The sequence below is a fragment of the Orlajensenia flava genome, from assembly GCF_004801905.1.
Lineage (GTDB): Bacteria > Actinomycetota > Actinomycetes > Actinomycetales > Microbacteriaceae > Orlajensenia > Orlajensenia flava.
The window spans coordinates 1-25,262 of the sequence record NZ_SSSN01000002.1 but is presented as its reverse complement, the minus strand read 5'-3'; the positions used below and the strand labels follow the sequence as shown (position 1 = coordinate 25,262).

Below are 25,262 nucleotides of genomic sequence, written 5' to 3'. Positions count from 1 at the left end.
CTGTCGTTCTGGTGGGGAGCCCTGACTTCATGACGGGCCGGCACTGGCTGTCTGGGGGAAGGTCTGGCTTCGCCCTAGGATTGACCGGTGAATGCGTCGAACTGGCGCCCGGGACTAAAGCAGGTTTCATGATACCGATTACCGTCGTCGAGTTCGGCGAGGACGAGGAGCGACTCGTTCTCGAGGCCCTGAAATCGGGAGGAATAGCCCAAGGTCCGCGCGTAAAGGAGTTTGAAGAGGCGTTCGCCGAGATGATCGGCGTTCGGCACGCCGTCGCCGTCAACAATGGCACCACGTCGCTCGTGGCGTCTATCGACGTTCTCGATCTGAATCCGGGCGATGAGGTGCTGACCAGCCCTTTCACCTTCGTGGCAACGCTCAACGCGATCCTCGAGGCCGGAGCCACCGCGCGCTTCGCTGACATCTCCGCTGACGATTTCAACGTCACCGCCGCGACGCTCGAGGCCGGGCTCACCGAGCGCACGCGCGTACTCATGCCGGTGCACCTGTATGGGCAGATCGCCGACATGGTAGCGATCTCCTCGCTGGCCGATTCTCGTGGACTGGCGATCGTGGAGGATGCAGCGCAGGCTCACGGCGCCGCTATAGGCGGACGATCGGCCGGCACATACGGCCTGGGGTCGTTCTCCTTCTATGCCACGAAGAACATCACGACTGGCGAAGGCGGGATGATCACCACTGATGACGATGTGCTCGCGGATCGCCTGCGCATCCTGCGCAATCAGGGCATGCGAGCCCGATACCAGTACGAGGTGGCCGGGCACAATTGGCGCATGACGGACCTGCAGGCGGCGATCGGGATCCCACAGATCGGTCGATACGACGGAATCGTCGCAGCGCGCCGCGCCAACGCCAAACGGTTGACCGCTGGACTGGAGGGAATCCGCGGCATCGTCCCTCCCCGCGAACTCGCCGGACGTCGCCATGTCTGGCACCAGTACACAATCCGCGTCACCGAGGAAGCGGGTGTGAGCCGCGAGGAAGTCGTCGCCAAGTTGGGCGAGCGCGGCGTGTCATCGGGCATCTACTACCCGAAGCTCGTCTTCGATTACGAGACCTACCGCGGGCGTCCTGAGGTGATCATCGATGAGTATCCGGTCGCCGAGCGCGTCGTCGCGGAGGTCCTCTCCCTCCCCGTGCATCCGCACCTCACCCCCGCAGACCTCGACCACATCGTGGCATCACTCGCCGCGATCGTGGACGCCTAGGAGAACGACGTGTCGTACCCCCGCATCATGCTCATCGGCGCCGGATCGATGGGTTCGCTGCACGCGCGGGTCATCGCGCAATCGCAGCATGCCGATCTCGCGGTGATCGTCGACGGTCGCCAAGATGCTGGCCAAGCCGCCTCCGAGAAGTACGGTGCGACGTGGCGACCGGAGATCGGGGACCTCGACGACGTGGATGCGGTCGTCATCGCCGCGTCGACTGAAGCACACTTCGACTTGGCGAGGATCGTGCTCGACGCCGACAAGCCGTTGCTCGTCGAGAAGCCTGTCGCCGACGGTCTCGACAAGACCACTGCGATCATAGATTTGTCCGCGCAGCGAGGCATTCCGATGATGTGCGGGCTGCTCGAGCGCTTCAATCCAGCGGTCATCACGGCCAAGGCCCTCGTCGAGGATCCGAAATTCGTCACTGCTACCCGGCATTCTCCATATGCGCCGCGAATCCGAACAGGTGTCGGGTGGGACCTCCTCGTCCATGATGTAGATCTTGCGGCCTCCATCCTCGGCGGAGAGCCCGACCGGATCAGCGGTGCGTTGGGGCACTTTCACCCCTCGTCCGTTGCCGGAGCCGAGGACGTCGCAGAGGCCGTCCTGTCGTACAGCGGCGGTCGCGTCGCGCACATCTCCGCGAGTCGAGTGGGCCAGCGCAAGATCCGCTCCATGAGCATCCACGATCTCGACAAGTTGATCGAGGTCGACCTGCTACGCCGCGATGTCACAGTCTATCGTCACGTGTCGGACCAGCCTGCGGACGCCGAGGGACGCGGCTATCGTCAGCAGACGGTCATCGAGATCCCTGAGCTCCTTACTTCCTTGGAGCCATTGGCTGCACAACTCGAGCACTTCGTCGGCCTCATCGACGGCAGGGTGGATGCCGAGCACGAGAGAAGCTCTTTACTCCCCGCCCATCGGATAGTCGAGACTCTTAAGCAGAGCGAGGCAGACGCGGCGCTGTAGACAGCGCGGGGCGATCAGATTAGTCTGCGGCGGCTTTATATCGCAACTGTACGGTTGTCGCCCCCACCACAACCGTACGCTCGTCGTCAGAGCGCGGTGGTTCGCGGGTTACTGGGGTCGCTCAGGTCTACGCGACCGATGGCCCGGGCAGGTACTCCGCCCACCACCGTGCGGGGTGGCACGTCCGCCGTGACGACCGCGCCCGCAGCGATGATCGCCTCATCGCCGATGTAGACGCCTTTGTTGATCACCGCGTTTGCGCCGATGAACACGCGTGAACCGATACGCACGGAGGCACGATCGACATTCGGGTACAAACGACCAGAAACGCAGCGCAGCGCGCTCGAGTGGGTGTAAATATGGACACCGGATGAGATGTCGCAGCCTGGCCCGATCTCCAGTCCGCCCGACCCGTCGATGACGGTGAAGGCACCTATCCAGGTGCCTTCACCGATCGTCGGCTCACCAATGATCCACGAATGCTCGTTGTACGGATTTTTCGGGAGACCGTCAGACATGGTTCAGGAGCTCTGAACCAGGGCCGTCATGCCCTCGCGAACGGGGATGGTCGCCTCGAAGCCGATGATGTCCTTGGCCCGCGTTGTGTCGGCAGCGCGGCGCGAGACGAGGACGTCGCGCGGATTGAACTGTGGCTCTACGTCGACGCCGACCGCGTCGATGAGGATATGAGCCAACTCGGCGACGGTCGTGTCGATCCCGGTCCCCACGTTGATGGGAACGTTTCCCGTCTCGCTGGTGAGGGAAAGCACGACGGCTCGAGCGATGTCGCGAACGTGGATGAAGTCCATCGACTGCTTGCCCTCGCCATCGATGATCGGCGCCTCCCCGTTCTTGAGACGGTTGACGAAGTGGTTGATCACTGAGGTGTAGTAGGCCGTGGTCTTCTGCCCCTCGCCATAAACGTTGAAGAAGCGCAAAGCGATCCACGAGAGTCCCCGCGAGCGCCCGTAATAGCCCAGCAGGTCCTCGCCCGTCCGCTTTCCGATGCAATAGGGGGTGAGGGGATCAAGCTTGTCGTCCTCGTGCATCGGGAGCTTCTGAGGGTCGCCGTAGACCGAGGCGCTCGACGCGACTACGATACGCTTGACGCCGAGATCGGCGGCGGCCGCGAACACGTTGTGCGACCCGACCATGTTGATATCGATCGAGGAGTAAGGATCTGCGACACTCTTATTGATCGAGTCGGCGGCGAGATGGATAACGTAGTCGTATCCCTTCATCGCCGAGTAGACGGCTGCACCGTTGCGGGTGTCCTGATCGATGACGTCCACCCGGCCGGACTTGGCGAGCTCCGCGGCGCGGTCTCGGTCACCGCGCACCATGTTGTCGAAGATCCTCACAGTCCAGTCCTGCTCGAGCAGCTGTTCGACGACGTGCAGGCCTATGAAGCCTGCTCCCCCGATGACGAGTACTTTCTTTTCGGTCACGAAGCTTGTTCCTTTTCTATAGCCGGTGATTCATTGGCGCCGCCTGTCACGCGACGGAGGAAAGAGCATCCGCGAGCGTCGCGATGACGCGCTCCGCCTCGGATTCGGTGAGGTTGGCGTGCATCGGGATTGCCAGATGACGACGGAACAGAGAGGCCGATACTGGAAGCGATCTCTGATGGTCGTAGACGGGCTGGAGGTGCGAGGCGTAGGTGCCGAAGTTGCACTGGATGCCGTTCTGTTTCAGGTAGGTGGCCACGGCCCCACGATCAACATCGGCGTCGAGTGTGACGACGTAGGACTGCCAAGGGTGCTCGCGGTCCGCTAGGGCGACGGGAGCGCTGACCCGCTCCACGTCATCCAGGAGTTCGCAGTAACGTGCGGCAATCGCCCGTCGGTTCGCGAGGAGCATGGGGAGGCGGTCGAGCTGGGCGAGCATGACCCCGGCCGCGACGTCGGACAGGCGGTAGTTAAAGCCGAGCTCGTCGAATTCCGGGAGCGGCAGGTCGGTGCTTCCCTCGCGGCTGATGGCGGGTGCGATTCCGTAAGTGTGGAGCTTGCGCGCATGCGCGACGAGCTCGGCGTCATCGCTCGTGAGCGCTCCGCCCTCTCCGGCAGTGATGCCCTTGCGCCCATGGAAGCTGAAAGTGGCCACGTCGGCCAGACTTCCCGCTGGTCGACCCTTGTAGGTCGCGCCGGCTGAGCACGCCGCATCCTCCATCAGCCACAGACCGTGCCGATCCGCGATGATACGAAGCTCGTCGTAGTCGGCCGGCTGGCCGAAGACGTCGACGGCCAGGATCCCGACGGTTCGCGGGGTGATCGCTGCCTCGACGGCCTTGGGGTCAACACTCCAGATGTCGGGGCGGATGTCGGCGAAGACCGGAGTCGCACCGGTCCAGGCGACCGAATGCCCGGTCGCCGGGAAGGTGTAATCACCGACGATGACCTCGTCGCCGCCGCCCGCGCCCAAGACCGTGAGCCCAAGATGAAGGGCTGCCCCGCAGTTGTTCGTGGCCAGCGCGTGCTCCGTTCCCGCAACTTCGGACGCGAAGCGCGATTCGAGGGCCTGACAAGTCGGTCCCGCGCCAGAGAGCCAGCCCGAAGCGAAGACGGCCCTGATCGCCTCAATCTCCTCTTCACCGACAGTTGGTTGACCGAGCGCCACGACGTCTGACAAGAGTTCCTCACGTTTCTCCAGCGGGCACGAACGAATGCCCCCGGTGTCACCTAATAGTATCGAAGGTCGAATCCCCCCTCGAACAGAAGAGCGGGTCTCGCGAGCGCAGGAGTAAATAGTGGCTTTCAAGCATCTCGTCATCATCGGCGGTGGCATCATCGGGCTGGCCGTCGCCGAGCGGGCGTCGCGCTTGGGGCACCAGGTCACCGTGATGGAGAAGGAAACCAGCTGGGCCGCGCATCAGACCGGCCACAACTCGGGTGTGATCCATGCCGGTCCGTACTACAAGCCGGGGTCACTCAAGGCGACTATGTGCACGGCAGGTAATGGGTCGATGTCCCGGTTCGCGGCGGAGAACGACCTCCCGTTCGACATCTGCGGGAAACTGATCGTCGCGGTCAGACCCGAGGAGGTCTCGCGCCTGCACTCCCTGCACGAGCGAGCCATCCAGAATAAAGTACCCGTCCAGTTGCTCACGGCCTCCCAAGCGGCCGAGTACGAGCCGGAGGTGGCGTGCGTCGCCGCCCTGCGCGTAGAGACCACCGGCATCATCGACTACGGTGCCGTCTCTCGGCGCTTGGCCGAACTGGCCGTCGAGACCGGTGCCGAGATGTTGCTATCGACCCAGGCGACCAGGATCTCCGTGACGGGTTCGGGCGTCCGAGTCGAGCATGCGTCGGGCTCGGTGTCCGCGGACCTGCTCATCAACTGCGCTGGCCTCTACAGCGACCGGATCGCCCGCATGGCCGGGCTCGTACCCGAGGCGCGGATCATCCCGTTCCGGGGCGAGTATTTCGAGCTCAGGCCCGAGAAGCGGAGACTGGTTCGCGGCCTCATCTACCCCGTGCCCGATCCGGCTCTGCCTTTCCTCGGCGTGCACCTCACCCGCATGATCGACGGAACGGTCCATGCCGGTCCGAATGCGGTGACAGCGCTCGGGCGCGAGGGATACTCCTGGACGGCAATCAATCCGAAGGAGGCTCTCGGCGACGTCTTCTACCCCGGGTTCCTGCGGATGGCGAGCCGGAACATCCCTCTCGGCGCGACCGAGGTGGCACGATCGTTCTCCCGACGTATGTTCGCGAACAGCCTCGCACGCCTCGTCCCGGCGATCGGACGCAATGACATTCTCGCGGCCGGTTCCGGAGTGCGCGCCCAAGCCATCACTCGCCAGGGAGCGTTGGTAGACGACTTCCTCATCCAGCGGGCTAACAATCAGATTCACGTCTTGAACGCGCCATCGCCGGCAGCGACGAGCGCGTTGGAGATCGCGCGGCACATCACGGCAGACGCCGGGCTCGACGCCTGATACTGACGGATAACGGCCCACTCGATGCGAGTGAGCCGGTATCACCGGGCGGGGGTGACTTCGTAGATGCGGAAGGTCTGCGGTCCCTCTTGGACGGTCCTCACGAGGTCGACGCAGGGCTGAGCGAGCGCCCTCTCCGACAGCACGAAGTCGATGTTGTGTTGCGCGAAGGCGTTGCACGAGTCGAACGTCATATGGATCTGGTCCGGCGCGGGGTTGTAAGGGGCAGGCGCGCCCGAGCCCGCCGCCCACGAGACGTTGGCGAGCCGATTCCAGACGACTTCGTTGGCACCGCTTGGGTCGATCTGCGACCACATGTCATCCGACGGCGAGCTCTGGAAGCCGTTGTAAGAATGCAGGCCCGACTCGACGAGAGCGACGGTAGGAACGACTGTGTCCCCGATGCCGACCCACTCCGAATCATGGGACGAGACCACCTTGAGTGCAGCGACCAGCTTCGTGTCGTTGAGGTTGTAGACGCCGACGTAGACCGGGTTGACGCCCGCTCCGCACAGGAGCGACGCAATGAGCAGCGCGACGCCGCCCACCAGCGGTCGTCCGAGGGTGAGGAACAGGACAGCGCCGACGAAGAGAACGAGCACGACGATCCAGACGGTCCACTGCGTGACGAGGGGGGATCCACTCATGTGCAGCCAGCGCGCAACGATCAGGTTGGCGCCCAACGCGGTCAGCGGAGCCATCACGATGATCCAGACCGGCAGGCGCTTCGGCTCTACATCCTCGTCTCGCCTTTCGTTCAGCCGCACCACGAGCACTACCACCATGAGCAGACTGAGGATGCCGAGCCCCAAACGCAATCGCCCGGTCGTGGTTCGATCGAGCAGCATGAGGTGGGACAGCGCGTCCCAACCGGGCACAAACAGGTAGGCCACGAAGACCACCCCGAGGCCTAGAAGCACGATCGAGAGCCAGTCGACTGATCGGCGCCTCCTGATCCCGCTCACCACTAGCCAGACCAGTGGCAGGACCAGAAAAGCCCCCGGCAGGAGGAACGTGGACCCCTCGGACGCGTTCACGCCCATGGGCACGCCATTGACCGCGCCGAGTCCCGGAGAGAACACTCCGCCCATGATGGAGTACAAGTCAGCGCGTGTCGCCTGCCCGACGGCTTGGAGGCGCTGGCCGGGATACACCGTGGAAGTGAAGCTTTCGATCGTGCTCCAGCGCGTCATCAGCCACAGCCCGAGCCCCAGCAACGTCGCTCCTCCGGCGACTGCCAGAGGGGTCAGGCGTTTCAAGCGCTGCCAGAAACCGGTGATGAGACCGGAGGTTCGGGTCAGCACAAAACCGACTGCGAACCCGACAGCCGGCCACGTGGCGGCGATGATGAATGGAGCGTAGATCGACGTGCCGACCACGATCGCCCCGTAGCCCACCAGCCCTGAGAGGACGTAGCGCTCTGCCCGCTTCCCGCTCCTGATGAGCCAGATCACGGTGGCCATGAGAAGAAAGGCCCAGGCTACCGGCAGAAACGTGATGGAGAGGTACCACCACTGGAAGAAGGGGGCGAAGAAGAACCCGATGGCGAGCACGGCAGCCAGCGCTGGGCGGCGTGGGAGCATCGTCACGACGAACAGATAGATCGCCGCGATCATCGCGAACGCTGGTAGCCACCACTTGAGTGCCATCGCATTGTCGATGGGCATCAAGAGGAAGCCCCACAAGTGCGGATGGAAGACCATCGACCAGTCCAGGGTCGGCAGGTCGTGCTGCACGGTGGCGTCCATTCCGCCCGGGAACGAGGTGTTCCTGGGTGGGAGGCCTTGCTCGACCTGCGAAACGGTCCACGTCGACTGCACGAACCATTCGTCGCTGCGGATGCTCTGCGGTTTGCCAGCAATAAGCCGACTATCGGCCCCGTTACTGACGAACTGGTTCAGATAACCGGTTGATGAGCCGGTGATTCCGAGTCCGACGAGGATAGCGAGAACCGCGGCGAGAGCCAGCAGCGGTAGCAGGACCACCCGGCGACGAGGAAGCCCGTCAGGGCGCGGGGTAGTTGCCTTCCGATAGCGGTCCGCAACACTGCGGACGGTCTTGTTCAGGGTGGGCACGAGCATCGATCATAGCGACACAGATCATCCGAACCCGGGCTTTGACTGAGCGTCACCGAGCGGACGCCATCTCTCCCAGGACTTCGAGATGCTTGGCCGCCACCCGATCGATCGTGAAGTGCTCGTCGATGAAAGCCTTCGCGTTCTCGCCTACGACGGAGCGTGCATGGGCCGGGTCTCTCAGCACCCTCTTGAGCGCGGCAGCCAGCGAGTGGGGGTCGGCGCGCGCGTCAGTGGAACCCACGCTGTCGACTAAGAAGAGTTCGCGTCCGTCCTCGACGAGCACGTCGATGAAGTTGTTCGTCTCGATGGCCGCCACCACAGGGATGCCGACCGCGAGGGCCTCCAGGCTGGCGGTGCCGAAGCCAATCCCCTCGAGTTCGTGCACCTCCATGTCGGCCGCAGCGAGGTAGTCGGGGATCTCGCGTTGCGGCAGCGCGCCGAGGGCGATGATCGCATGCTCGACGCCAAGACGCTTCGCCACATGTAGGAACTCGTCGTGATACACCCCACCGATGACGACCACAGCGATGTCGGGGTACTCCTCGAGGATCTCCGGCAGAGCCTCGACGAGAGCTATCCTGCTGCGTTGGGGAATCACGTGTCCGATCGACAGCACGATGTGGCGGTCTGAGAATCCCAGCTTCGCGTGCGCGACGCTGGCGTCCCCTCCGCGGAGCACGAGCGGGTCGATTCCAACCGGGATGACCACTTTCCCGCCGGCCGAACGCCGATAGCGCTTGTCGACGTATCGGTCCATGAGAATGTCCATCACGACAAGGCGGGGCCGGTGCAGCCTCATCATTGGGACGACCATGACGCGGTCCGCCATCGCGTAAATGAAGTCGTTCACCCGACTCAGCGGAGATTCGAGTCGGGTGTGGATGCTGAGGAGTGTGGGGACGCGCCGCCTTCGCGCCCACCACCCCGTTATCCAGGTGAGGTCGAAGAACTGGCCGTGCTGATGAATCACGTCTGGCGCGAACTCATCGAGGATGGCGAACACGCGCCTCTTCGTACGAGGGGAGGTCGTGAAGCCGATGTCGAAGTTTGCGGCGAACCTGTTCTTCGGCAGCGTCCAGGCAGGAATCCGAATGATCGTCATGCCATCGCGTATTTCCTGCGCTGCAGCGTTCTGGTAGCTGGCGGTGAGAACCAGGACCTCGTGACCTGCGGCCGCGTACCGCTTGGCGAGGTGATCCGCGAGGTGCGAAGATCCGCCTGGGCGCGGGGGAAAGAAGTTGTTTACTACGGCGATTCGCATGTGGCTCGTGGTCGTGTCGGCGAGACTGCGCCGGCTGACGCAATGGCCTAGCCTACCAATCTGTCGGCCTCACCAGCACCGACCTGCAATCAGCCGATCGTCCCTCCGGCTGCGGAAGAGTAGGACACGCGCCCGCCTTGGAACTGCTGGCTGCAGACCGCGTTCGAGCCACACGCAGCGTCACCCGTCGGGTACCCGAGCACGCCCGTCGCGCCCCCTCGAGCGAAGTAGAAGTCGCGAATCCCCCCGGCTACGGCAAATACCCCGCTGGTTCCAAGCCGGTACGCCGACACGCTCTGGAACGCCTGAGCCGTACCGGACACGTTCACAGCCAAGAGGGAAGTCGTCGGCAGGCCCCATGTACCGGCCGGCCCTCCTGACGCCGTGTATTTGGTCAGGTATTCCGAAGCCACTGTCTGAGCCCCGGTCGCGGCACTCCAGAACACCGTCCCGCCCTGGAACGCTTGGCGGCACGAGCCGCCTGCCAGACCACACTCCACGTCGGAGACGGGGAAACCGAGCGCACCGGCGGCCCCAGAGGTCGAGAAGTAGTAGTCGCGGATCGCACCTGTCACCGCGAATGGAGCACCGCCCGTTGCACTGTAAAGCGAGGCCGACTGAAATGCTTGGCCGAAACCTCCGCCGTTCGGGGCGATGAACTGGGCTCCCGTGAGCGGCATTCCCCACGCCCCGGTCGCGCCGCCCGCGGCGAAGTACTTCGCCGCGAATGCGCCGGTCACGATCTGGCCCCCGGTGGCGCTGCTCCAGTAGATAGAGCCGTTCTGGAACGATTGGGCGCAGCCGTTGCCCGGCAATCCGCATTGCGCATCCGCCGTGGGGAATCCGAGGACTCCGGCGGCTCCGCCGTAAGCGAAGTACGTGTCGCGGACGGCTCCCGACACGAAGCGAGCTGGACCGGGTGTCGCGGCGTACGCCGATCCTTGGGCGAACGCTTGGCCCTGTCCTCCACCGTTCTCGCTGACGCCGATCGATCCGGAGAGCGGCGCTCCCCACGCTCCGGAAGGCCCTCCGGAGGCAGTGTAGGCGGCCAGGACTGCCCCCATGACGCCAAACGTGCCCGAGTCCGAGGAAAAGAAGGTTCCACCCTCGAATGCTTGCGTGCAGGTACCGGCGGCGTTATTGCACTGAGCGTCCTGTTTGGGCCACCCGAAAGGACCAGCCGCGCCCGCGGTTGCGAAGTACGCGTCCTTGATTTTCGAGGTGACGGCGAACGCTCCCAGCCCCTGCTTCCAATAGACGGGCCCTCCAACGTAGGCCTGGGCCAGGCCGCCGCCGTTAGCCGAATAGTAAAGAAGTTCGCCGGAGCGCTGGCCCAAACGCCCGCCGGCTCCGCCGTTACGCGCGTAGGCGGCTTCGATCTCCGGCGAAGCGACGCGCGCGACGCCAGCTTTGGTGACGATGACGGCGCCGTACTGGAAGGGCTGCGTGCACTCCCCGTTCGGCAGGTCGCAGCGCTGCGATGCGGTTGGGAAACCCAGAGAACCCGTTGCGCCGCCTCGTGCGAAGTACAGGTCCCTGACGGGACCGCTGACGTAGAAGGCGGGCCCTGATCCATTGGCATAAGCCGATCCGTTGCTGTAGGCCTGGCCGGAGCCCGAGCCAGCCACAACGAGATCGCTGACGGGCTGGCCCCAAGGACCGCCGGTCCCACCGGAGGCCATGAAGGCCGCCGAGATCGGCCCGAAGACAGCGTAGGAATCGGTACCAGGCGTCCAGTAGACGTTGCCGCCCTGGAACGCTTGCGAGCAACCCCCACCGGCAAGGTCGCAGACCTGATCGGCCTTAGGCCATCCCATCACGCCCTCGGCGCCACTCTGGGTGAAATAGCCCCGTCGCGCTGCGGCTGATACCGCGAAGGCACCAGCCGGGGAAGCATAGATCGATCCGCCGGTGAATGACTGCGCCGACCCGCCGCCATTGGCGGCGATCGGCGACTGGTTGTAGGTCGGCCAACCGAGCGATCCGCCGGCGCCGCCGAATCGGAAGTAGTAATCGCGGATGGCACCTGCTCGCACGGTGAGGGCGCCCGTCGACGCCGACCAATAGATCGATCCGTTCGCGAACGCCTGACCGAGTCCGCCGCCGTTCTCCGAGATCGGAAGCACGCCGCTGACAGCAACACCTAGCGAGGCAGCACCCCCTTGCGCCGCGTACTCAGCGGCGATGAGGGTGGGCCCGTCGGGGCCAACCGATGCACCGAACCAATCGTTGTAGATGCGCCAAAAGTTTCGGTTTCCGTAAGCACTGCAACTGTCGCCCGTGCCGTAGAGGTTGCTGAGAGCCGCAGCATTCGGCGTGTAGGGAGTGTAGTAATACAAAGCCGCTGTTGCTCTATTGGCAATCCAGACATTTGCTGATCCGCAGCTCGCGTCGGGGTTCAACCTGATCGCGTTGTATTGGCCGACGCGAATCGAGGTAAATGATCCGCCTGGATTGCTATACCAGGTCAGCTGGCGTCCTGCCGCGAACACTTGGTTGAAAAAACCGTAATAGGTCGAGTCGCATACCGAGGTGTCGGGGCAGCCGTAGCCCATCGCCTTGCGCATCGTCCCGTCGGACGGCGCACGGTCAGTGACGAGACCCTGCTCCTTCTCGAGTGTTACGAGGATGACTTTCGCGCTCAGATTGCAGGCTTGCTGCACTTTGAAGATGATACGAGCGGCCGACTCGGCGGACGCGCCCACATATGTCGAGCAAGTGCCGAAGCCCCAAGTGCGGGTCGGCGTGTCCTCTCGGTGAATGGCCAGACAGTTCGAGTTGGCGCAGCTACCCACCCGCGCTTGAAGGAAATTCTGTATCTCGCCCTCTGACATGGCCGCGCCGTTGTAAAAATTACCGTCGCTGATGATGTTGCCCGCATTGAATTGCGAGCCTGCGAGGCCGGTCGCCGGGCCGGCCGGCGCGAGAAGGAGCGCGACGATAACGGCTGCGGCGGCGATCAGCGCTGCCCACGTTTTCTTCCCGGTCATCATCGGCACCCCTCATGAAAATGCGCCGCAGACCCACGTGCGACGCGGGTTCAGGTTAGAACAGCATCGCACGAATGAGCCCGCAAGACACAGCACCCCCTTTCCGGTGACGCGAGGCGTATGGGCGCTCGCGCGGAAACGAGTGGGTAGGATCGTCTGGATTGTGAGTGGTGGGATGTGAAGGAAAGATGACCGAAGCGAACGCGGGCGGCACCGTGCGGACCGTCGCTGAACCCCTTCAGAGCATCGGCCGCGACCGTTCATTCGGACGAGGAACATGGTCGTCGGTTGGCGAGGTAGCGTCGCATCGCCAGCTCCTCTGGCGCCTGATCACTCGCGAGATTCAGGCCAAGTATAAGAACAGCAGCCTCGGTATCGTTTGGTCTCTGATGCGCCCACTCGCGCAGCTGCTCATCTACTACGTCGCGATCGGCCAAGTTCTCGGCGCCGCGCGCTCGATTCCTGACTTTGCCATCTTCGTCTTCACCGGGCTGACCGCGTGGACTCTCTACAGCGAGATCATCACGTCAGGCACGAATTCTGTAGTCAACAATGGCGGACTTGTAAAGAAGGTCTACCTCCCGCGCGAGATTTTCCCGTTAGCCGCCGTGGGCGCGGCACTTTTCAACTTCGCCGTGCAACTGGCTATTCTGATCGTCGCAACGCTCGTGTTGGGTCGCCCCCCTCTGACCCTTGATATCCTCTATTTGCCCCTGTCAGTCATCTTGATTCTCGTCTTCGCCACAGCGCTCGCACTGGTTCTTTCGGCACTCAATGTCTACCTGCGCGACGTGCAGCACCTTGTGGAGATCTTGCTGCTGGTGTTGTTCTGGGCATCTCCCATCGTCTACTCCACCGGGTTGGTTCATAAGGCGATCGGAGGCACGATCTGGGAACAGATCTACCTCGCCAACCCGGTGACGCTCGCGGTACTCGGCATGCAGAAGGCTCTCTGGGTGGCTGGCAGTTCTGACAAAGCCCAGTTCTGGCCTGATTCGCTCTGGTTGAACATGCTCACTGCCATCGCTGTCTGTCTCGTTCTGTTGTGGATAGGTCAACGCGTGTTCTCCCGACTTCAAGCGAACTTTGCGCAAGAACTATGATCAACATCGGAGTTCAGCCCCTGGTTCGTGCCGAGAGCGTGTCCAAGAAGTTTGTAATTCATAAGGACAAGTCCCTCAAGGACCGCATCCTCTATTGGCGCTCGCGCTCCAAATCGCGAACCGAATTCCTCGCCCTCGACGACATTTCATTCGACATCGCCTTGGGTGAAACTGTCGGTCTTATCGGCCACAACGGATCAGGCAAGAGCACCCTTCTCAAGGTCATCGGAGGCATCGTCGAGGCATCGGACGGCGTCGTCTATCGTCGCGGTCGAGTCGCCGCGCTTCTTGAGCTCGGCGCAGGATTCCATCCTGACCTATCCGGCCGCGACAACGTTTATTTGAACGCCGCGATCCTCGGCATGAGCACCGCCCAGACGGACGCCGTGTTCGACGAGATTGTCGACTTCTCAGGAATCGGCGAGTTCATCGACTCCCAGGTGAAGTTCTACTCGTCCGGCATGTATGTGCGGCTGGCCTTCGCTGTGGCGGTGCACTCCGACCCCGACTTGCTGTTGGTGGACGAAGTGCTCGCCGTCGGGGACGAACCGTTCCAGCTCAAGTGCATGAACAAGATCCGCCAGTTCCAGAAAGAGGGTCGAACGATCGTGCTCGTAAGCCACTCTGCCGAGCAGGTCGCCGACGTGTGCACGAGAGCCATCGTGCTCGATGGGGGGCGCGTGGTCCATGACGGAGACGTGGGAACCGGTATCCGCATCCTACGCGACGGTTACGAGCGGGACAGGGTCGAGCATGAGGCTGCCACCGACCACCACGCGGGTGCCGTCGAGATCCTCGGCGTCACCGTGGAATCCGTGGGCGGTCACGCGCTCCCGGCGGGTCCGCTCCGCCGAGGCAGCGATATCGCTCTCATTGTTCACGCCGAAGTCCGCCGACCCGTAGGCTGGATCAGCGGATTCAGTCTGCTCACCCCCCTCGGCCAAGCCATCTATCGGCTCAACACAGAGGGGCTTGGGATTGACCTGCCTACGAGACCCGGGCGCTACGACATTCGATTTGAATTGCCTGCGGTGAACTTCGGGGTGAAGCGCCTCGTCGTGACCGCTGGTGCGACGCAAACGGATGGTACCCCTTTGGCGCTCCTCGACCCGGCAAGCTTCCTCGACTTCGACGACGACCCATTGGGAGCAGGTGTGGTGCAGTTCGACGCCCGCGGGCGAGTGGAGTCGGTGCAGACGGCATGACTGACCAGCGTCCCGCGCGCCCTATCGTCGCGGTCCTCTCGGTCAGCTATGGGTCGGCGGGCGAGATCGCCACGATGCTCGACAGCGTACGCGACGCGACCGATCACCCGACCCTGCTCGCGGTGGCCGACAATCTACCGTCCCAGGCTGGAACAGAAGATGCCGTCCGGGTGGCGGGCGGCGGGTACACGGCGCTACCGTCAAACCCCGGATACGGGGCCGCAATCAACGCGTTAGTGCGCAGCTTGCCCACGTCGGTGGAATGGATAGTGATAACCAATCCCGACGTCGTCTTCCATGCTGGCGCAATAGACGCGATGCTTCACGAGGGCGATACTCAGGTTGACATCGCTGCGGTCGGGCCGCTCATCCGCGACGAGGAGGGAGCGACATACCCGTCCGCCCGGTCCGTACCGAGCTTGCGCACCGGTATCGGGCATGCATTATTCTCCGGTGTCTGGCCCTCCAACCCCTGGACCGCGCGCTACCACCGGATCGAGGATTACGACCATGTACGTGACGCGGGTTGGCTGTCTGGCTCGTGCCTCCTCGTGCGGCGGAGCGCTTTTGAGCAGATCGGCGGTTTCGACGAAGAGTTCTTCATGTACTTCGAGGACGTGGACCTCGGCTACCGGTTCGGCCGCGCCGGGTGGCGAAATCGTTTCCTGCCGGACGCTGAGGTGACGCACACCGGCGGACACTCAACTGCTGGCGAATCAGAGGCCATGATCGGAGCCCACCACGATAGCGCTGAGCGGTTCATCCAGAAGAAGTACGCCGGTACGTTGCTCTGGCCCGTGCGTGCCTGCCTGCTTCTCGGATTGCGAGTTAGATCGATATTCGCCAAGCGTCGCGCCCGCGGATTCGTCAGCGGGCGATCAGCCGGCGCAGATAGGCGCCGTAGCCGCTCTTGACAAGGGGTGCTGCCAGTTCGGCGAGGCGATCGTCGTCGATCCACCCGGCGCGCCAGGCGATCTCTTCGATGCATCCAATCTTGAATCCCTGACGATCCTCAATGACACGCACGTATTCCGATGCCTGCATCATCGACTCGAACGTGCCGGTATCGAGCCAAGCCGTCCCTCGATCGAGCACCTGCACTCCGAGCTTCCCCTGCTGGAGGTAGCGATCGTTGACCGTGCTGATCTCGAGCTCTCCACGGTCGCTGGGTTCGATGGTCTTCGCGATCTCGATGACGCGGTTGTCGTAGAAGTAGAGGCCGGGAACTGCGAAATTGCTCTTGGGCGCCACGGGCTTCTCCTCGATGGAGATCGCGCGATTGTCAGCATCGAACTCGACCACTCCGTACGCGGTGGGATCACTGACGTGGTAAGCGAAGATGAGCGCCCCGTCGATCTCGTGGTTGCCTCGTAGCGCCGATCCGAGCCCGGTTCCGTGAAAGATGTTGTCTCCTAGTACGAGAGCCACCGACTCGGTGCCGATGAATTGCTCGCCGATGATGAACGCCTGAGCGAGTCCATCAGGGCTGGGCTGCACAGCGTACTCGATGCGCATGCCAAGCGCGGAACCATCGCCAAGCAGGGCGCGAAACTGGTCGTTGTACTCCGGAGTCGTGATAACCAGAATCTCGTTGATTCCCGCCATCATCAGCGTCGACAGTGGGTAGTACACCATCGGCTTGTCGTAGATGGGCATGAGTTGTTTGGAGATACCTTTGGTGATCGGCCAGAGCCTGGTACCGGATCCACCAGCAAGGATGATTCCACGCATGTCAGGCCTTCCCGTCGAGCGACGCGTAGTACGCTCGCGCCCCGTCCCACGTCGGGAGCAGCCCGGACGCCGCTGCCTCGGCCAGACTCGGCGCCCCGGTGTCCTTCCGAGAGAGCAGAAGCTCGTCCGCATCGACTGGGAAGCGCAGACCTACCTCCGGATCAGTGGGATCAACGCCGTGCTCACGCTCTGCGTTGAACGAGGTCGTGACGAGATAGCTGACAGTCGCGTCGTCAGTGAGCGCCACGAAGCAGTGGCCCAGCCCCTCCGCGATGTAGATGGCCCGCCGGTCGACGTCATCGAGTAGCACCGAGTCCCATTGGCCGAAAGTGGGGGATCCGACCCGGATGTCGACGACGAAGTCGAGGACGGCGCCACGATTGGCCGTCACGTACTTTGCTTGGCTCGGCGGCACATCCGCGAAGTGGATCCCCCGCACTACGCCCCGACGGGAGACTGAGGTGTTTCCCTGCGCGAGGTCCAGCCGGTGACCGACCGCCTCCTCGAGCCGGTCGAACCGGTACCATTCGAGGAACACGCCCCGTTCGTCGGGAAACTGCCGAGGAGTGATCTCGTAGCTGTCCGGGATCTTCAGTTCTCTGATCTGCACGCCGTCCAGTTTATGCAACGACACGTCCGAGGCACGTCCGCCTGTGCAGGGGCGCGTGCGGCCATCGGAACCTGATGGTCTTCGGGCCGTCGAGCTTCAGGTGGGTCTCACTGGATGCCATGAGCGCGACTCGCCCTGCGGATCATTGAGGACCAGATGGCCGTTCGCGGCTGGCCGACCGAGGCCTCCGGGCGATTGATACTGTTCGTTGCTTTTGGATGAGCCGAAGCGAACGACATTACGGCGCTGCCCCAATAGGGTGAGATGGATCACCTGCCGGAGGGTGACCTCAGGAACCGCGAAAGGGCCAGCACACCATGTCCGAATGGTTCGCGCGGATCATCCGGTCACTGCGCCGTCACGCCCGCATGTGGACCTTGGTCAGCACTGCAGTCGTCATCGCCGTCTTCTCCGCCGGCCTACTCGCCCTCGCTGGCGACGGCCATCCAATGTCAGTAGTGGACGAACACGTGCACTACGACTACGTCCTCCGCGTGTTGGGCGGCGAACTACCTTGGCGAGGCGCGCCGTACACGCAAGGGTTGGTCGATCAGTGGTCGTGCGGCGTGGGCCACGAAGCGGGATCGCCCTATCCGTGCGGGGACGAGCGGTTCACCGTGTCCACTCTGCCAGCCGGAAAATACACCAGCGGGTACATCCATTACCCGACCTACTTCATCGGCGCCGCCCTATTCGCCGATTTCTCTGCCTGGGTCACAGGAAACACCGGCCTAATAGCTACTATCTCGGCCGTCCGAATCTACAGCGCCATCTTGACAATCGCGGGCGTTATTTCATGCGCACTGTTCGCCTGGGCAATCGGGATGCGAACTGGAAGGCTGATCGCTGCGACGACAGTCCCGGTGGCCGCGTCCATGATCGTGTTGCTCGGTACTCTGGTCAATCCCGGCTCGACGGCCATCCTGGCCGGCTCGCTCATCGCGGGGACGGGCATACTCTGGATTGTGCGAGGCAAAGGGTTCCTCTGGTTCGTGATTGCGTCCGCTTTGGCGTCGCTCGTCGCGGTGACGGATTCCCTCCCCGTTGGGGGTTTCCTGTTTCTAATCGCGGTTACCTTAGTGGCTGAGCGGCTGGGTTGGCGGCTCGAAGGATCGTGGCGACCGCGATGGTGGCATTTCTGGGTTCTGGTAGGCACAATCTTGACGCCGATAATTGTTTGGGGCCAGTACATCCGGATCACGGCGACTCAGCCCAACAAGGCGCTGTTCGGCTTTATCGCGCCCACTGGGAAGAAGGACGCGATAGTTGGCATGGTCACCGAGTTCGTAAATCTGCATACGCCGTGGGTTGAATCGATGGGGATCTGGGCGCGCCCGCAGACCTTAGTCGGCCGGGTGCTCAGAGCGGCCGCCACGGGGATGCCGCTGTGGATTACAGTCTTCGTCCTCGGGGTGCTCATTCTCGTCGTCCTTCGGATCATACTGCGGGACGGTGGCGTGATGTCCTCAGCCCTGCCACCTCGCGCTCAGGCGCGGCAACGAGTGCTCAGCCCTGTCTACGTCCTGACAGCGGGAACCGTCGGTACGTTGTTGCTGTATCCCCCAGCGCTTCGTCTCTCGAATTGGCTTACTTTCGGATTCGATTTCGGGATCGTGGGGCGGTACTCGATCGCTCTTTCACCACTGCTCGTATTGCTCGTGCTGTCGCTATTCAACAGGAGACCTTTCGGCGTCCTCCTTGCCGCGATGGGCGTTGTCGGCTCTCTTGGCGTGGTAGCGGCCGCCCTCTGACGGTGGTCGAAACTGACTCTCCCGACTGCCCGTAGAATTCATTCCGGCCTTGCACTGCGATTCAGGAGAGAAAATGAGAATTCTCGTCACCGGCGGAGCCGGCTTCATCGGCTCTAATTTTGTTCACCACCTCATCGACGAGACCGAACACTCCGTCACTGTGCTCGACAAGCTCACTTACGCCGGCAACCTCGCGTCCCTCGACAGCCTTCCGGCGGAGCGGTTCTCCTTCGTTCGTGGGGACATCGGCGACGCGTCGCTCGTCGAGAGGCTGTTCGGGGAGCACGACGCGGTCGTCCACTACGCTGCCGAGTCGCACAACGATAATTCTCTCGACGATCCGCGGCCGTTCCTCGACACCAACATCATCGGTACGTTCACGCTCTTGGAAGCCGCCCGCAAGACCGGGGTGCGCTTCCACCACATCTCGACCGACGAGGTCTACGGCGATCTCGAGCTCGATGATCCCGGACGCTTCACCGAGAACACGCCCTACAACCCATCGAGCCCATACTCCTCCACCAAGGCCGGCAGCGACTTATTGGTACGCGCGTGGGTGCGCTCCTTCGGCGTGAAAGCCACCATTTCCAATTGCTCGAACAACTACGGTCCCTACCAGCATGTCGAGAAGTTCATCCCTCGTCAGATCACCAACGTCCTGCGCGGAGAGAGGCCGAAACTCTACGGCACCGGCGAGAACGTCCGTGACTGGATCCACGCCGACGATCACTCCTCCGCGGTGCTCACCATCCTTGAGAGGGGCGCCATCGGCGAGACGTACCTCATTGGGGCTGATGGAGAAAAGAACAACAGGGAGGTCGTCGAGCTCATCCTGACCGAGCTCGATCAACCGTGGGACGCTTATGATCTCGTCACCGATCGGCCGGGTCACGACCTGCGCTACGCCATCGACTCGTCTCGCCTGCGCACGGAACTCGGGTGGACTCCGCGTTACTCCGACTTCGCCGCCGGCCTCGCCGACACGATCGCATGGTACCGCTCGAACGAGGCGTGGTGGGCACCGCAGAAAGACGCCACGGAAGCCCGCTACATATCGCAGGGCCGATGATGCGCTACCTGATCGCTGGAGCCTCCGGCATGCTCGGAGCCGACCTGCAGGAGGTCCTTGCAGGGAGAGACGTGACTGCTCTCACCCGAGCTGACCTCGATGTCACGGACGCGGATGATGTTGGAATCGCTGTAGAAGGCCATGACGTCGTGATCAACGCGTCCGCCTATACCAAGGTTGATGACGCCGAGTCGTACGAGGAAGATGCTCGAAAGGTGAATGCGGACGGTGCGGAGAACCTCGCCATTGCGGCCGCGGTGAACGGGGCCAGATTCGTGCAGATATCGACTGACTACGTGTTCGACGGCTCGGCGGCGTCGCCATACGAAGAGGATCATCCGCACGCGCCCGTCTCGGCCTATGGCCGCACCAAGTCGGAGGGCGAGCGGCGAGCACAGCGGGCCAACCCCGACGGAACAATCATCGTCCGGACAGCTTGGCTGTACGGCGAGCACGGACCGAACTTCGCCAAGACCATGCTGAAGTTGGCGGCCCTCAAGGAGACGTGGGCGGTCGTGGACGACCAGGTCGGTCAGCCGACGTGGACGCGCGATCTCGCGGAACGAGTCGTCGATCTCCTCGATGCGAACGCTCCTGCTGGCGTCTACCACGGGACGAATTCCGGGCAGGTGACCTGGTACGGCTTTGCCCGTGCTGTGCTGGAGGAGGCGGGGCTGGATGCCGATCGCATCACCCCGACCGACAGCGCGAGCTTCACGCGCCCAGCACCACGCCCCGCCTACTCGGTGTTGGCACACGATGGGTGGGCGGCGGCGGGACTGCCGCCCATGCGCCATTGGCGTGAAGCGCTCGCCGACGCCAGCCGGCATGGAGTGCTGTCCTGACGAATGACGACACTTCGGGTTATCGCAGATGTGGGCTTCTCGGCAGGCGGTGAGCCAGGCGCTGCGTTTGCGCGCGACATCACTACTTCACTCGTCCTCACCGCTCCCGCGAACTGCGACGTCGAAGCTCTCATCGGGGCCGGCAGCGCGGAGGGCGGCAGCGAAATCGGCGGAGCGCCCATCGTGCGCGCCGCCTTGGCATCGCGAGAGCTGGCCGTCGCGTGGCAGCTGGGAGTCACCCTTAGCGGAGGGGGCCTCATTCACTCGCCTAGTCTCCTCGCACCGTTGAAGCGTCATTCGCGGTCTGATGGGGATCAGACGACGGTGACGGTGCGTGATCTGGACGCCTGGCGCCATCCGGCCAGCCTGCGTCCGGTCGACGTCGCTTGGACCAAAGCGATGCTGCGCCGCGCACGGAAGAGCGCGGATGCCGTCGTCGTCGCCACTCATGCGCTCGCGGGACGTTTGACGGAGATTGCCGACTTCGGAGATCGAATACGCGTAATCCCTGTCGCTCCGCCCACCGACCTGCTTCTACCCACCGATCCCGAAGCCCATTCACGATCTCTCGGACTTCCGAAGCGGTACGTCGCGATCGCATGCCATGTGCGCAATCGGGCGCTCGCGGAGCAGATCTCGAAGAAAGTCCGTCTGGGTGACGATGAGCTATCAGTCGTCATTCTGCAGAGAGGCGCGCTAGCCGAGACGACTTCGCAACCGTCGCCTGAGCCCAGCGATCTCGTCATCGTGGACGCCGATGGAGCGACCCGCGCGGTGATCATCTCTCGCGCTGAGATCTTCGTTCTCGCCGCGGACGGCGGCGACGAAGCAGAACTGTTGTTGGAACCGCTGGCTGTCGGCACGCCTGTCGCGCATCTGGCCGACGCCGCCTACGCGGAGATCGCTCAAGACGCAGCGGTAGGAGTCGTTGCGGCCCATTCCGACCTTGCCGCCGCGTTGGCCGAAACCACGCAGAGACTTCTGGCTGATGAGTCAGAGCTCAGCCGTCGTCGGATCGCTGTCGCGGACAGACAACGCCTGTTCAGCTGGCGAGAAACCGGAGAGCAGATCTGGCGGCTGCACGCCGACCTCTGAGCGATCTCAGAGCATTCGCGAATACATCTCGACCTGCATGAGTCCCGCCCAGCGCGCTTGCAGCGTTAAGAGATCAGAGTCGAGGATCTTCGGGTCGCGGCTTTTCGATTCGAAGTGGTATAGCCTCACCCAGGGTGAGAACACCGCGCTGTAGCCAGCCGTCCTCACTTTCATGTTCAGATCGACGTCGTTGTAGTTCCCCGGAAGTGCGAGGGTGAAGCCTCCCAATTCCAAGAACAGATCTCGACGCATCAGGGCGCAGGCCGCCGTGACACCCGACACCTCGTGGTCGACCGAGAGCGACATGATCGAATCGTTCTGGCCGCCTGGCCAGCCGAATGCCGCATGGCCGGCGACGGCACCCACATAGACCTGTCCGGCGTGTTGCAAGGTGCTGTCCTCGAAGTACAACATGGCGCCGACGATTCCGACACCATCTTGCTGTGCCAGTCCGACCATCGTCTCGATCCAATCGGGAGAGACAAGTTCGACATCGTCGTTCAGCAGAACGACGTACTCGCCGTCGGCCGCTAGCACCCCCCTATTCATCTTGGCGCTGAAGTTGAACTCGTCCGTCCATGCGATCAGACGGAGTGCATCGCCGCACATCACCTCGAGCTCCTCGATGACGGCGACTGGCGTGTCGAGGTCTGCAACGATGACGAATTGGAGGTGTCGGTAAGTCGACCGCTCGATGATCCCGCGCACGGCCTCCACGACGAGCACTCGATCGCCGCCAGCGATGACAGCGCTGCCGCCTCGTGTCGGGATGACGATCGAGACGAGCGGGGCGCCGACCACGTCATAGCGGATGCGGCGGACGAACGGTGCCACTTCTTCGATCCGAGCGTCAACGCCCTTGGCTGCGAGGTAGCGTCCGACGGCGGCCCTCTGGGCCTCGACCGTGTCGGAAAAGTCGTTGAACGCTAGGTCCTCTCGTGCGATCACTACCGGGAGGAGACTGATGACACTTCCAGCGTCGTGGGCCCGCAGAGCGACTTCGAGCACGTGCGACCGGGCCGCGTGCCGATCGATGCCACCGATCGCCTTCAACACGTGAATACGGATGGCGACAACAGGTCCGAGGTAGTCGTTCGACCGTAGTCGGATTGGAGAGAACAGCGGTCGGAACAAGGGGGCACCGTTCGAAGTGACGGAATCTCCGTAGATCACGTCGACTCCGACGTTGTTGCGGAGAAACGCTTCGATCTCAGTTACCGCGCCCGGCGCGAGGGTGCCCCACCGCAGGACAATGATCGCCTTCGCGGAGCTCGAAGCCAGCAGCGCGGACAATGACGCTCCGTCGTCGTCTACCACCATCACTCCGGAAGCCCTGCCCACTGTCTCCGCCTCGCCGTGCCGACCCACCACCACAACGTCTTCATGCGGCACCTGCGCAACGGCCGAATCGACGGCGGCACGCAACTGCTCGGCATCTAACCCGACGGAGCTCACCCAGATCGCACTACCCGCGGACTCGGACCCATTCATCACCGCAGAATCACCCGCCTGGCGAATCGCGCCGCACGAATGGGCAGAGTGATCACGCGCCCCGCCCGCCAGGTGAAGGTCTCCTTGAGAGCGGCGACCGACTCGCGTTGGGCAAGGGAGCTGGCGGGGTCGAGCCGATCGAGACGGCGAAGTTCTTCCACCTGCATCTCGAGGCCGATGACTCTGTCGATGAGCGCGAGCTCGTGCTCTGCCTCGACCATTGCCACAGTGGGTAGAGCATCGCCTCGAGATTCGAGCCACGTCCCCCCGTGTTCTAAGCGCACAACGCGTCCTCTCCCACCAACTGACCGACCTAAACTAGCTTAATGCTCCTTCCCGAAGCCCCGACCGCTCTCGATGGCGCCGAGCATGCGTCGGTTCGGGTAGTGGCGGTGGTGCCGACCTTCCATCCCGATGCAGAGGTCTTTTTTCACGTGCAAGCCCTCTCCAGACAAGTCGATCGCGTGTTCGTGGTCGACGACGGCAGTGGGCCCGGGGCCAACCCTCTACTCGACTCGATCGCTTCGGACAGCGTCATCGTCTTGCGCTTGTCCAACAACTCGGGCATTGCTGCAGCGTTGAACACCGGCGTGCGAGCCGCCCTTGCGGACCGAGCAGACTATGTCCTCAACATCGACCAAGACACCGCATTGCCCGACGGGTACGTGGAGGCTTGTCTGGCTACCTTCGCTGTCGCTAATCCCGTGACACGGCTGGGCGTCGTATGCGCTGACGCAGTTAATGGCGCGCCATCCATTCCTTCCTTACGTTCGCCAGAAGGCCTCGGTCTCGTCCCCGAGGCCATCCAGTCGGGATTCGTCATCTCCCGCGAGTGCCTGCAGATGGGGGGCCTTTTCGACGAGCGGCTGGTCATCGATTGTGTGGACACCGAGTACTGCGTGCGGATTCGAGAACGCGGATTCCGCATTGCCGTGGCAACCGGGACCGACATCCGACACAGTCTCGGCGAGATGGTGCCCTACCGTCCGTTCGGCCGCCAGGTGACCCGGGATGGACGACCGGCGCTCTATCAATATCACTCGCCGTTCCGGCAGTACTACATCACCCGCAACAACATCGATATGGTCTTCCGGTTCGCCCGGAGGCACCGACGGTGGTCGCTAGCCGTTATCAAGCGCCAGATCGGTCCCACCTTTGATGCGGTCGCCAGTGGGCCGCAGCGCGGAAGACACGCGATCGCTGTTCTCGCCGGGACCGTCCACGGCCTCGCAAGAGTTCGAGGCAAGATCCCACCGAGACTGCACCGTCTCCTAACCCGCTGACCTACTTGGCGCTCGGCGTCGGGCTCGGCGGGAACACCGCCGCCTTCACCATGGCCTGGATCACGCCGTAATCGGGGTCGGTCGGGTCGACCGTCGGCGGCACCATCTCGACATTGGTGACGGGTATCTCCTTGGTCTTGGATGCGAGATCCACGAAATACCCGAGCATCGACTGCGGGATGTCGGTCTTCACAACCTGCGCGCCCGCCGCCGCGATGCCCTGGAACTTCGCCAGCACGTTCGTCGGGTTGAACTGCTTGAGCACGGCATCCTGCAGTTGGCGCTGGCGCGCCATCCGGTCGTAGTCACTCGTACCGTGTCGCGACCGGGCGTACCACGTCGCGTGGTAGCCGTCCATGTGCTGCTTACCGGGCTCGAACCACTCGGCAACACCGTTGAGGTCCTCGTCACCGCCGAGGGGAACCCGTTCCGTCACGGTGATGTCCACCCCGCCGAGCGCGTCGATGAGGTCGGAGAATCCCTGCATGTCGATCAGCACGTAGTACTGGATCGGCAGTCCGGTGATGCCCTCGGCGACGTCGCGCATGGCCTCGATGCCGGGCTGGCTGCCGTTCTTGGCGGCGTCCGGGTACATGTCGGGGCTCT

At 63.2% G+C, this 25,262-nt stretch carries 22 protein-coding genes; 11 read left to right on the top strand and 11 right to left on the bottom strand.

Translation table 11 applies throughout. The features are described from left to right. Nucleotides 1-128 precede the first annotated feature (128 nt). The gene (locus E6C70_RS00505; RefSeq protein WP_136421227.1) at nt 129-1,229 is read left to right on the top strand and encodes a DegT/DnrJ/EryC1/StrS family aminotransferase; all 1,101 of its coding nucleotides are present in this window, start codon (nt 129-131) and stop codon (nt 1,227-1,229) included. Between the two features lie 9 nt (nt 1,230-1,238). Then, nucleotides 1,239-2,207, top strand: coding sequence for a Gfo/Idh/MocA family oxidoreductase (locus E6C70_RS00500; RefSeq protein ID WP_235833212.1), 969 nt, complete (start codon nt 1,239-1,241; stop codon nt 2,205-2,207). 86 nt (nt 2,208-2,293) lie between these two features. Here E6C70_RS00500 and E6C70_RS00495 read toward each other — a convergent pair whose 3' ends face one another. The 3 genes from E6C70_RS00495 to E6C70_RS00485 are packed head-to-tail and all read right to left on the bottom strand — an operon-like array spanning nt 2,294 to nt 4,994. Next, entirely contained in the window at nt 2,294-2,725 is a 432-nt protein-coding gene (locus E6C70_RS00495; protein WP_136421225.1) for an acyltransferase, read from the bottom strand. Nucleotides 2,726-2,728: 3 nt separating this feature from the next. After that, nucleotides 2,729-3,655: an NAD-dependent epimerase/dehydratase family protein gene (locus E6C70_RS00490; protein ID WP_136421223.1), complete on the bottom strand. Its 927-nt coding sequence runs from the start codon at nt 3,653-3,655 to the stop codon at nt 2,729-2,731. A 46-nt stretch (nt 3,656-3,701) separates the two neighbouring features. Next, complete coding sequence (locus E6C70_RS00485) at nt 3,702-4,994, bottom strand: DegT/DnrJ/EryC1/StrS family aminotransferase (protein ID WP_235833211.1); 1,293 nt, start codon at nt 4,992-4,994, stop codon at nt 3,702-3,704. On the opposite strand from E6C70_RS00485, the gene lhgO reads away from it, so the two are divergent. Next, nucleotides 4,954-6,144, top strand: coding sequence for an L-2-hydroxyglutarate oxidase (gene lhgO, locus E6C70_RS00480; RefSeq protein ID WP_207669998.1), 1,191 nt, complete (start codon nt 4,954-4,956; stop codon nt 6,142-6,144). The two genes, E6C70_RS00485 and lhgO, sit on opposite strands and share 41 nt — an antisense overlap. Before the next feature lie 41 nt (nt 6,145-6,185). Here the strand turns inward: lhgO and E6C70_RS00475 are convergent, their stop codons facing one another. The 3 genes from E6C70_RS00475 to E6C70_RS00465 form a co-directional block, all read right to left on the bottom strand. After that, nucleotides 6,186-8,219, bottom strand: a complete 2,034-nt coding sequence (locus tag E6C70_RS00475) for a DUF7657 domain-containing protein (RefSeq protein ID WP_136421219.1) — start codon at nt 8,217-8,219, stop codon at nt 6,186-6,188. Between the two features lie 52 nt (nt 8,220-8,271). Next, nucleotides 8,272-9,483: a glycosyltransferase family 4 protein gene (locus tag E6C70_RS00470; RefSeq protein ID WP_136421217.1), complete on the bottom strand. Its 1,212-nt coding sequence runs from the start codon at nt 9,481-9,483 to the stop codon at nt 8,272-8,274. Nucleotides 9,484-9,572: 89 nt separating this feature from the next. Then, the gene (locus E6C70_RS00465; RefSeq protein ID WP_136421215.1) at nt 9,573-12,476 is read right to left on the bottom strand and encodes a hypothetical protein; all 2,904 of its coding nucleotides are present in this window, start codon (nt 12,474-12,476) and stop codon (nt 9,573-9,575) included. 185 nt (nt 12,477-12,661) lie between these two features. Here E6C70_RS00465 and E6C70_RS00460 point away from each other — a divergent pair, with 185 nt between their 5' ends. Genes E6C70_RS00460 through E6C70_RS00450 form a run of 3 tightly spaced genes read left to right on the top strand, consistent with a single transcriptional unit; the run spans nt 12,662 to nt 15,695 of the window. Then, complete coding sequence (locus E6C70_RS00460) at nt 12,662-13,576, top strand: ABC transporter permease (protein WP_136421213.1); 915 nt, start codon at nt 12,662-12,664, stop codon at nt 13,574-13,576. After that, nucleotides 13,573-14,781 carry an ABC transporter ATP-binding protein gene (locus E6C70_RS00455; protein WP_136421211.1) on the top strand — a complete coding sequence of 403 codons (1,209 nt, stop codon included), beginning with the start codon at nt 13,573-13,575 and terminating at the stop codon, nt 14,779-14,781. The genes E6C70_RS00460 and E6C70_RS00455 overlap by 4 nt, the downstream gene beginning before the upstream one ends. Continuing rightward, the gene (locus tag E6C70_RS00450) at nt 14,778-15,695 is read left to right on the top strand and encodes a glycosyltransferase (protein ID WP_136421209.1); all 918 of its coding nucleotides are present in this window, start codon (nt 14,778-14,780) and stop codon (nt 15,693-15,695) included. The genes E6C70_RS00455 and E6C70_RS00450 overlap by 4 nt, the downstream gene beginning before the upstream one ends. Here E6C70_RS00450 and rfbA read toward each other — a convergent pair. Both rfbA and E6C70_RS00440 read right to left on the bottom strand, forming a co-directional pair. Then, complete coding sequence (gene rfbA, locus E6C70_RS00445; protein WP_136421208.1) at nt 15,649-16,512, bottom strand: glucose-1-phosphate thymidylyltransferase RfbA; 864 nt, start codon at nt 16,510-16,512, stop codon at nt 15,649-15,651. The two genes, E6C70_RS00450 and rfbA, sit on opposite strands and share 47 nt — an antisense overlap. 1 nt (nt 16,513) lies before the next feature. Further along, nucleotides 16,514-17,122 carry a dTDP-4-dehydrorhamnose 3,5-epimerase family protein gene (locus E6C70_RS00440; RefSeq protein ID WP_136421206.1) on the bottom strand — a complete coding sequence of 203 codons (609 nt, stop codon included), beginning with the start codon at nt 17,120-17,122 and terminating at the stop codon, nt 16,514-16,516. 317 nt (nt 17,123-17,439) lie between these two features. Between E6C70_RS00440 and E6C70_RS00435 the strand changes: the two genes are divergently transcribed. The 4 genes from E6C70_RS00435 (at nt 17,440) to E6C70_RS00420 (ending at nt 21,882) form a co-directional block, all read left to right on the top strand. Further along, entirely contained in the window at nt 17,440-18,873 is a 1,434-nt protein-coding gene (locus E6C70_RS00435) for a hypothetical protein (protein WP_136421204.1), read from the top strand. 73 nt (nt 18,874-18,946) lie between these two features. Further along, on the top strand, nt 18,947-19,942 hold the full coding sequence (rfbB, locus tag E6C70_RS00430; RefSeq protein ID WP_136421202.1) for a dTDP-glucose 4,6-dehydratase: 996 nt from the start codon (nt 18,947-18,949) through the stop codon (nt 19,940-19,942). Further along, complete coding sequence (rfbD, locus tag E6C70_RS00425) at nt 19,939-20,787, top strand: dTDP-4-dehydrorhamnose reductase (protein ID WP_136421200.1); 849 nt, start codon at nt 19,939-19,941, stop codon at nt 20,785-20,787. Before rfbB ends, rfbD begins: the two co-directional genes overlap by 4 nt. Nucleotides 20,788-20,790: 3 nt before the next feature. Continuing rightward, a complete protein-coding gene (locus E6C70_RS00420; RefSeq protein WP_136421198.1) occupies nt 20,791-21,882 on the top strand; it encodes a glycosyltransferase family protein in 1,092 nt (363 codons plus the stop codon). A gap of 6 nt (nt 21,883-21,888) precedes the next feature. Here the strand turns inward: E6C70_RS00420 and E6C70_RS00415 are convergent, their stop codons facing one another. Together E6C70_RS00415 and E6C70_RS00410 are read right to left on the bottom strand one after the other, a co-directional pair. Further along, nucleotides 21,889-23,337 (bottom strand): glycosyltransferase family 2 protein, encoded by a 1,449-nt coding sequence (locus E6C70_RS00415; RefSeq protein WP_168770823.1) that lies wholly within the window; start codon nt 23,335-23,337, stop codon nt 21,889-21,891. Nucleotides 23,338-23,372: 35 nt separating this feature from the next. After that, entirely contained in the window at nt 23,373-23,594 is a 222-nt protein-coding gene (locus tag E6C70_RS00410) for a hypothetical protein (protein ID WP_136421194.1), read from the bottom strand. Nucleotides 23,595-23,699: 105 nt separating this feature from the next. On the opposite strand from E6C70_RS00410, the gene E6C70_RS00405 reads away from it, so the two are divergent. Beyond that, nucleotides 23,700-24,656 carry a glycosyltransferase gene (locus E6C70_RS00405; RefSeq protein WP_136421192.1) on the top strand — a complete coding sequence of 319 codons (957 nt, stop codon included), beginning with the start codon at nt 23,700-23,702 and terminating at the stop codon, nt 24,654-24,656. Between the two features lies 1 nt (nt 24,657). Here the strand turns inward: E6C70_RS00405 and E6C70_RS00400 are convergent. Beyond that, the coding region (locus E6C70_RS00400; protein WP_136421190.1) for an LCP family protein at nt 24,658-25,262 on the bottom strand (605 nt) is incomplete at its 5' end.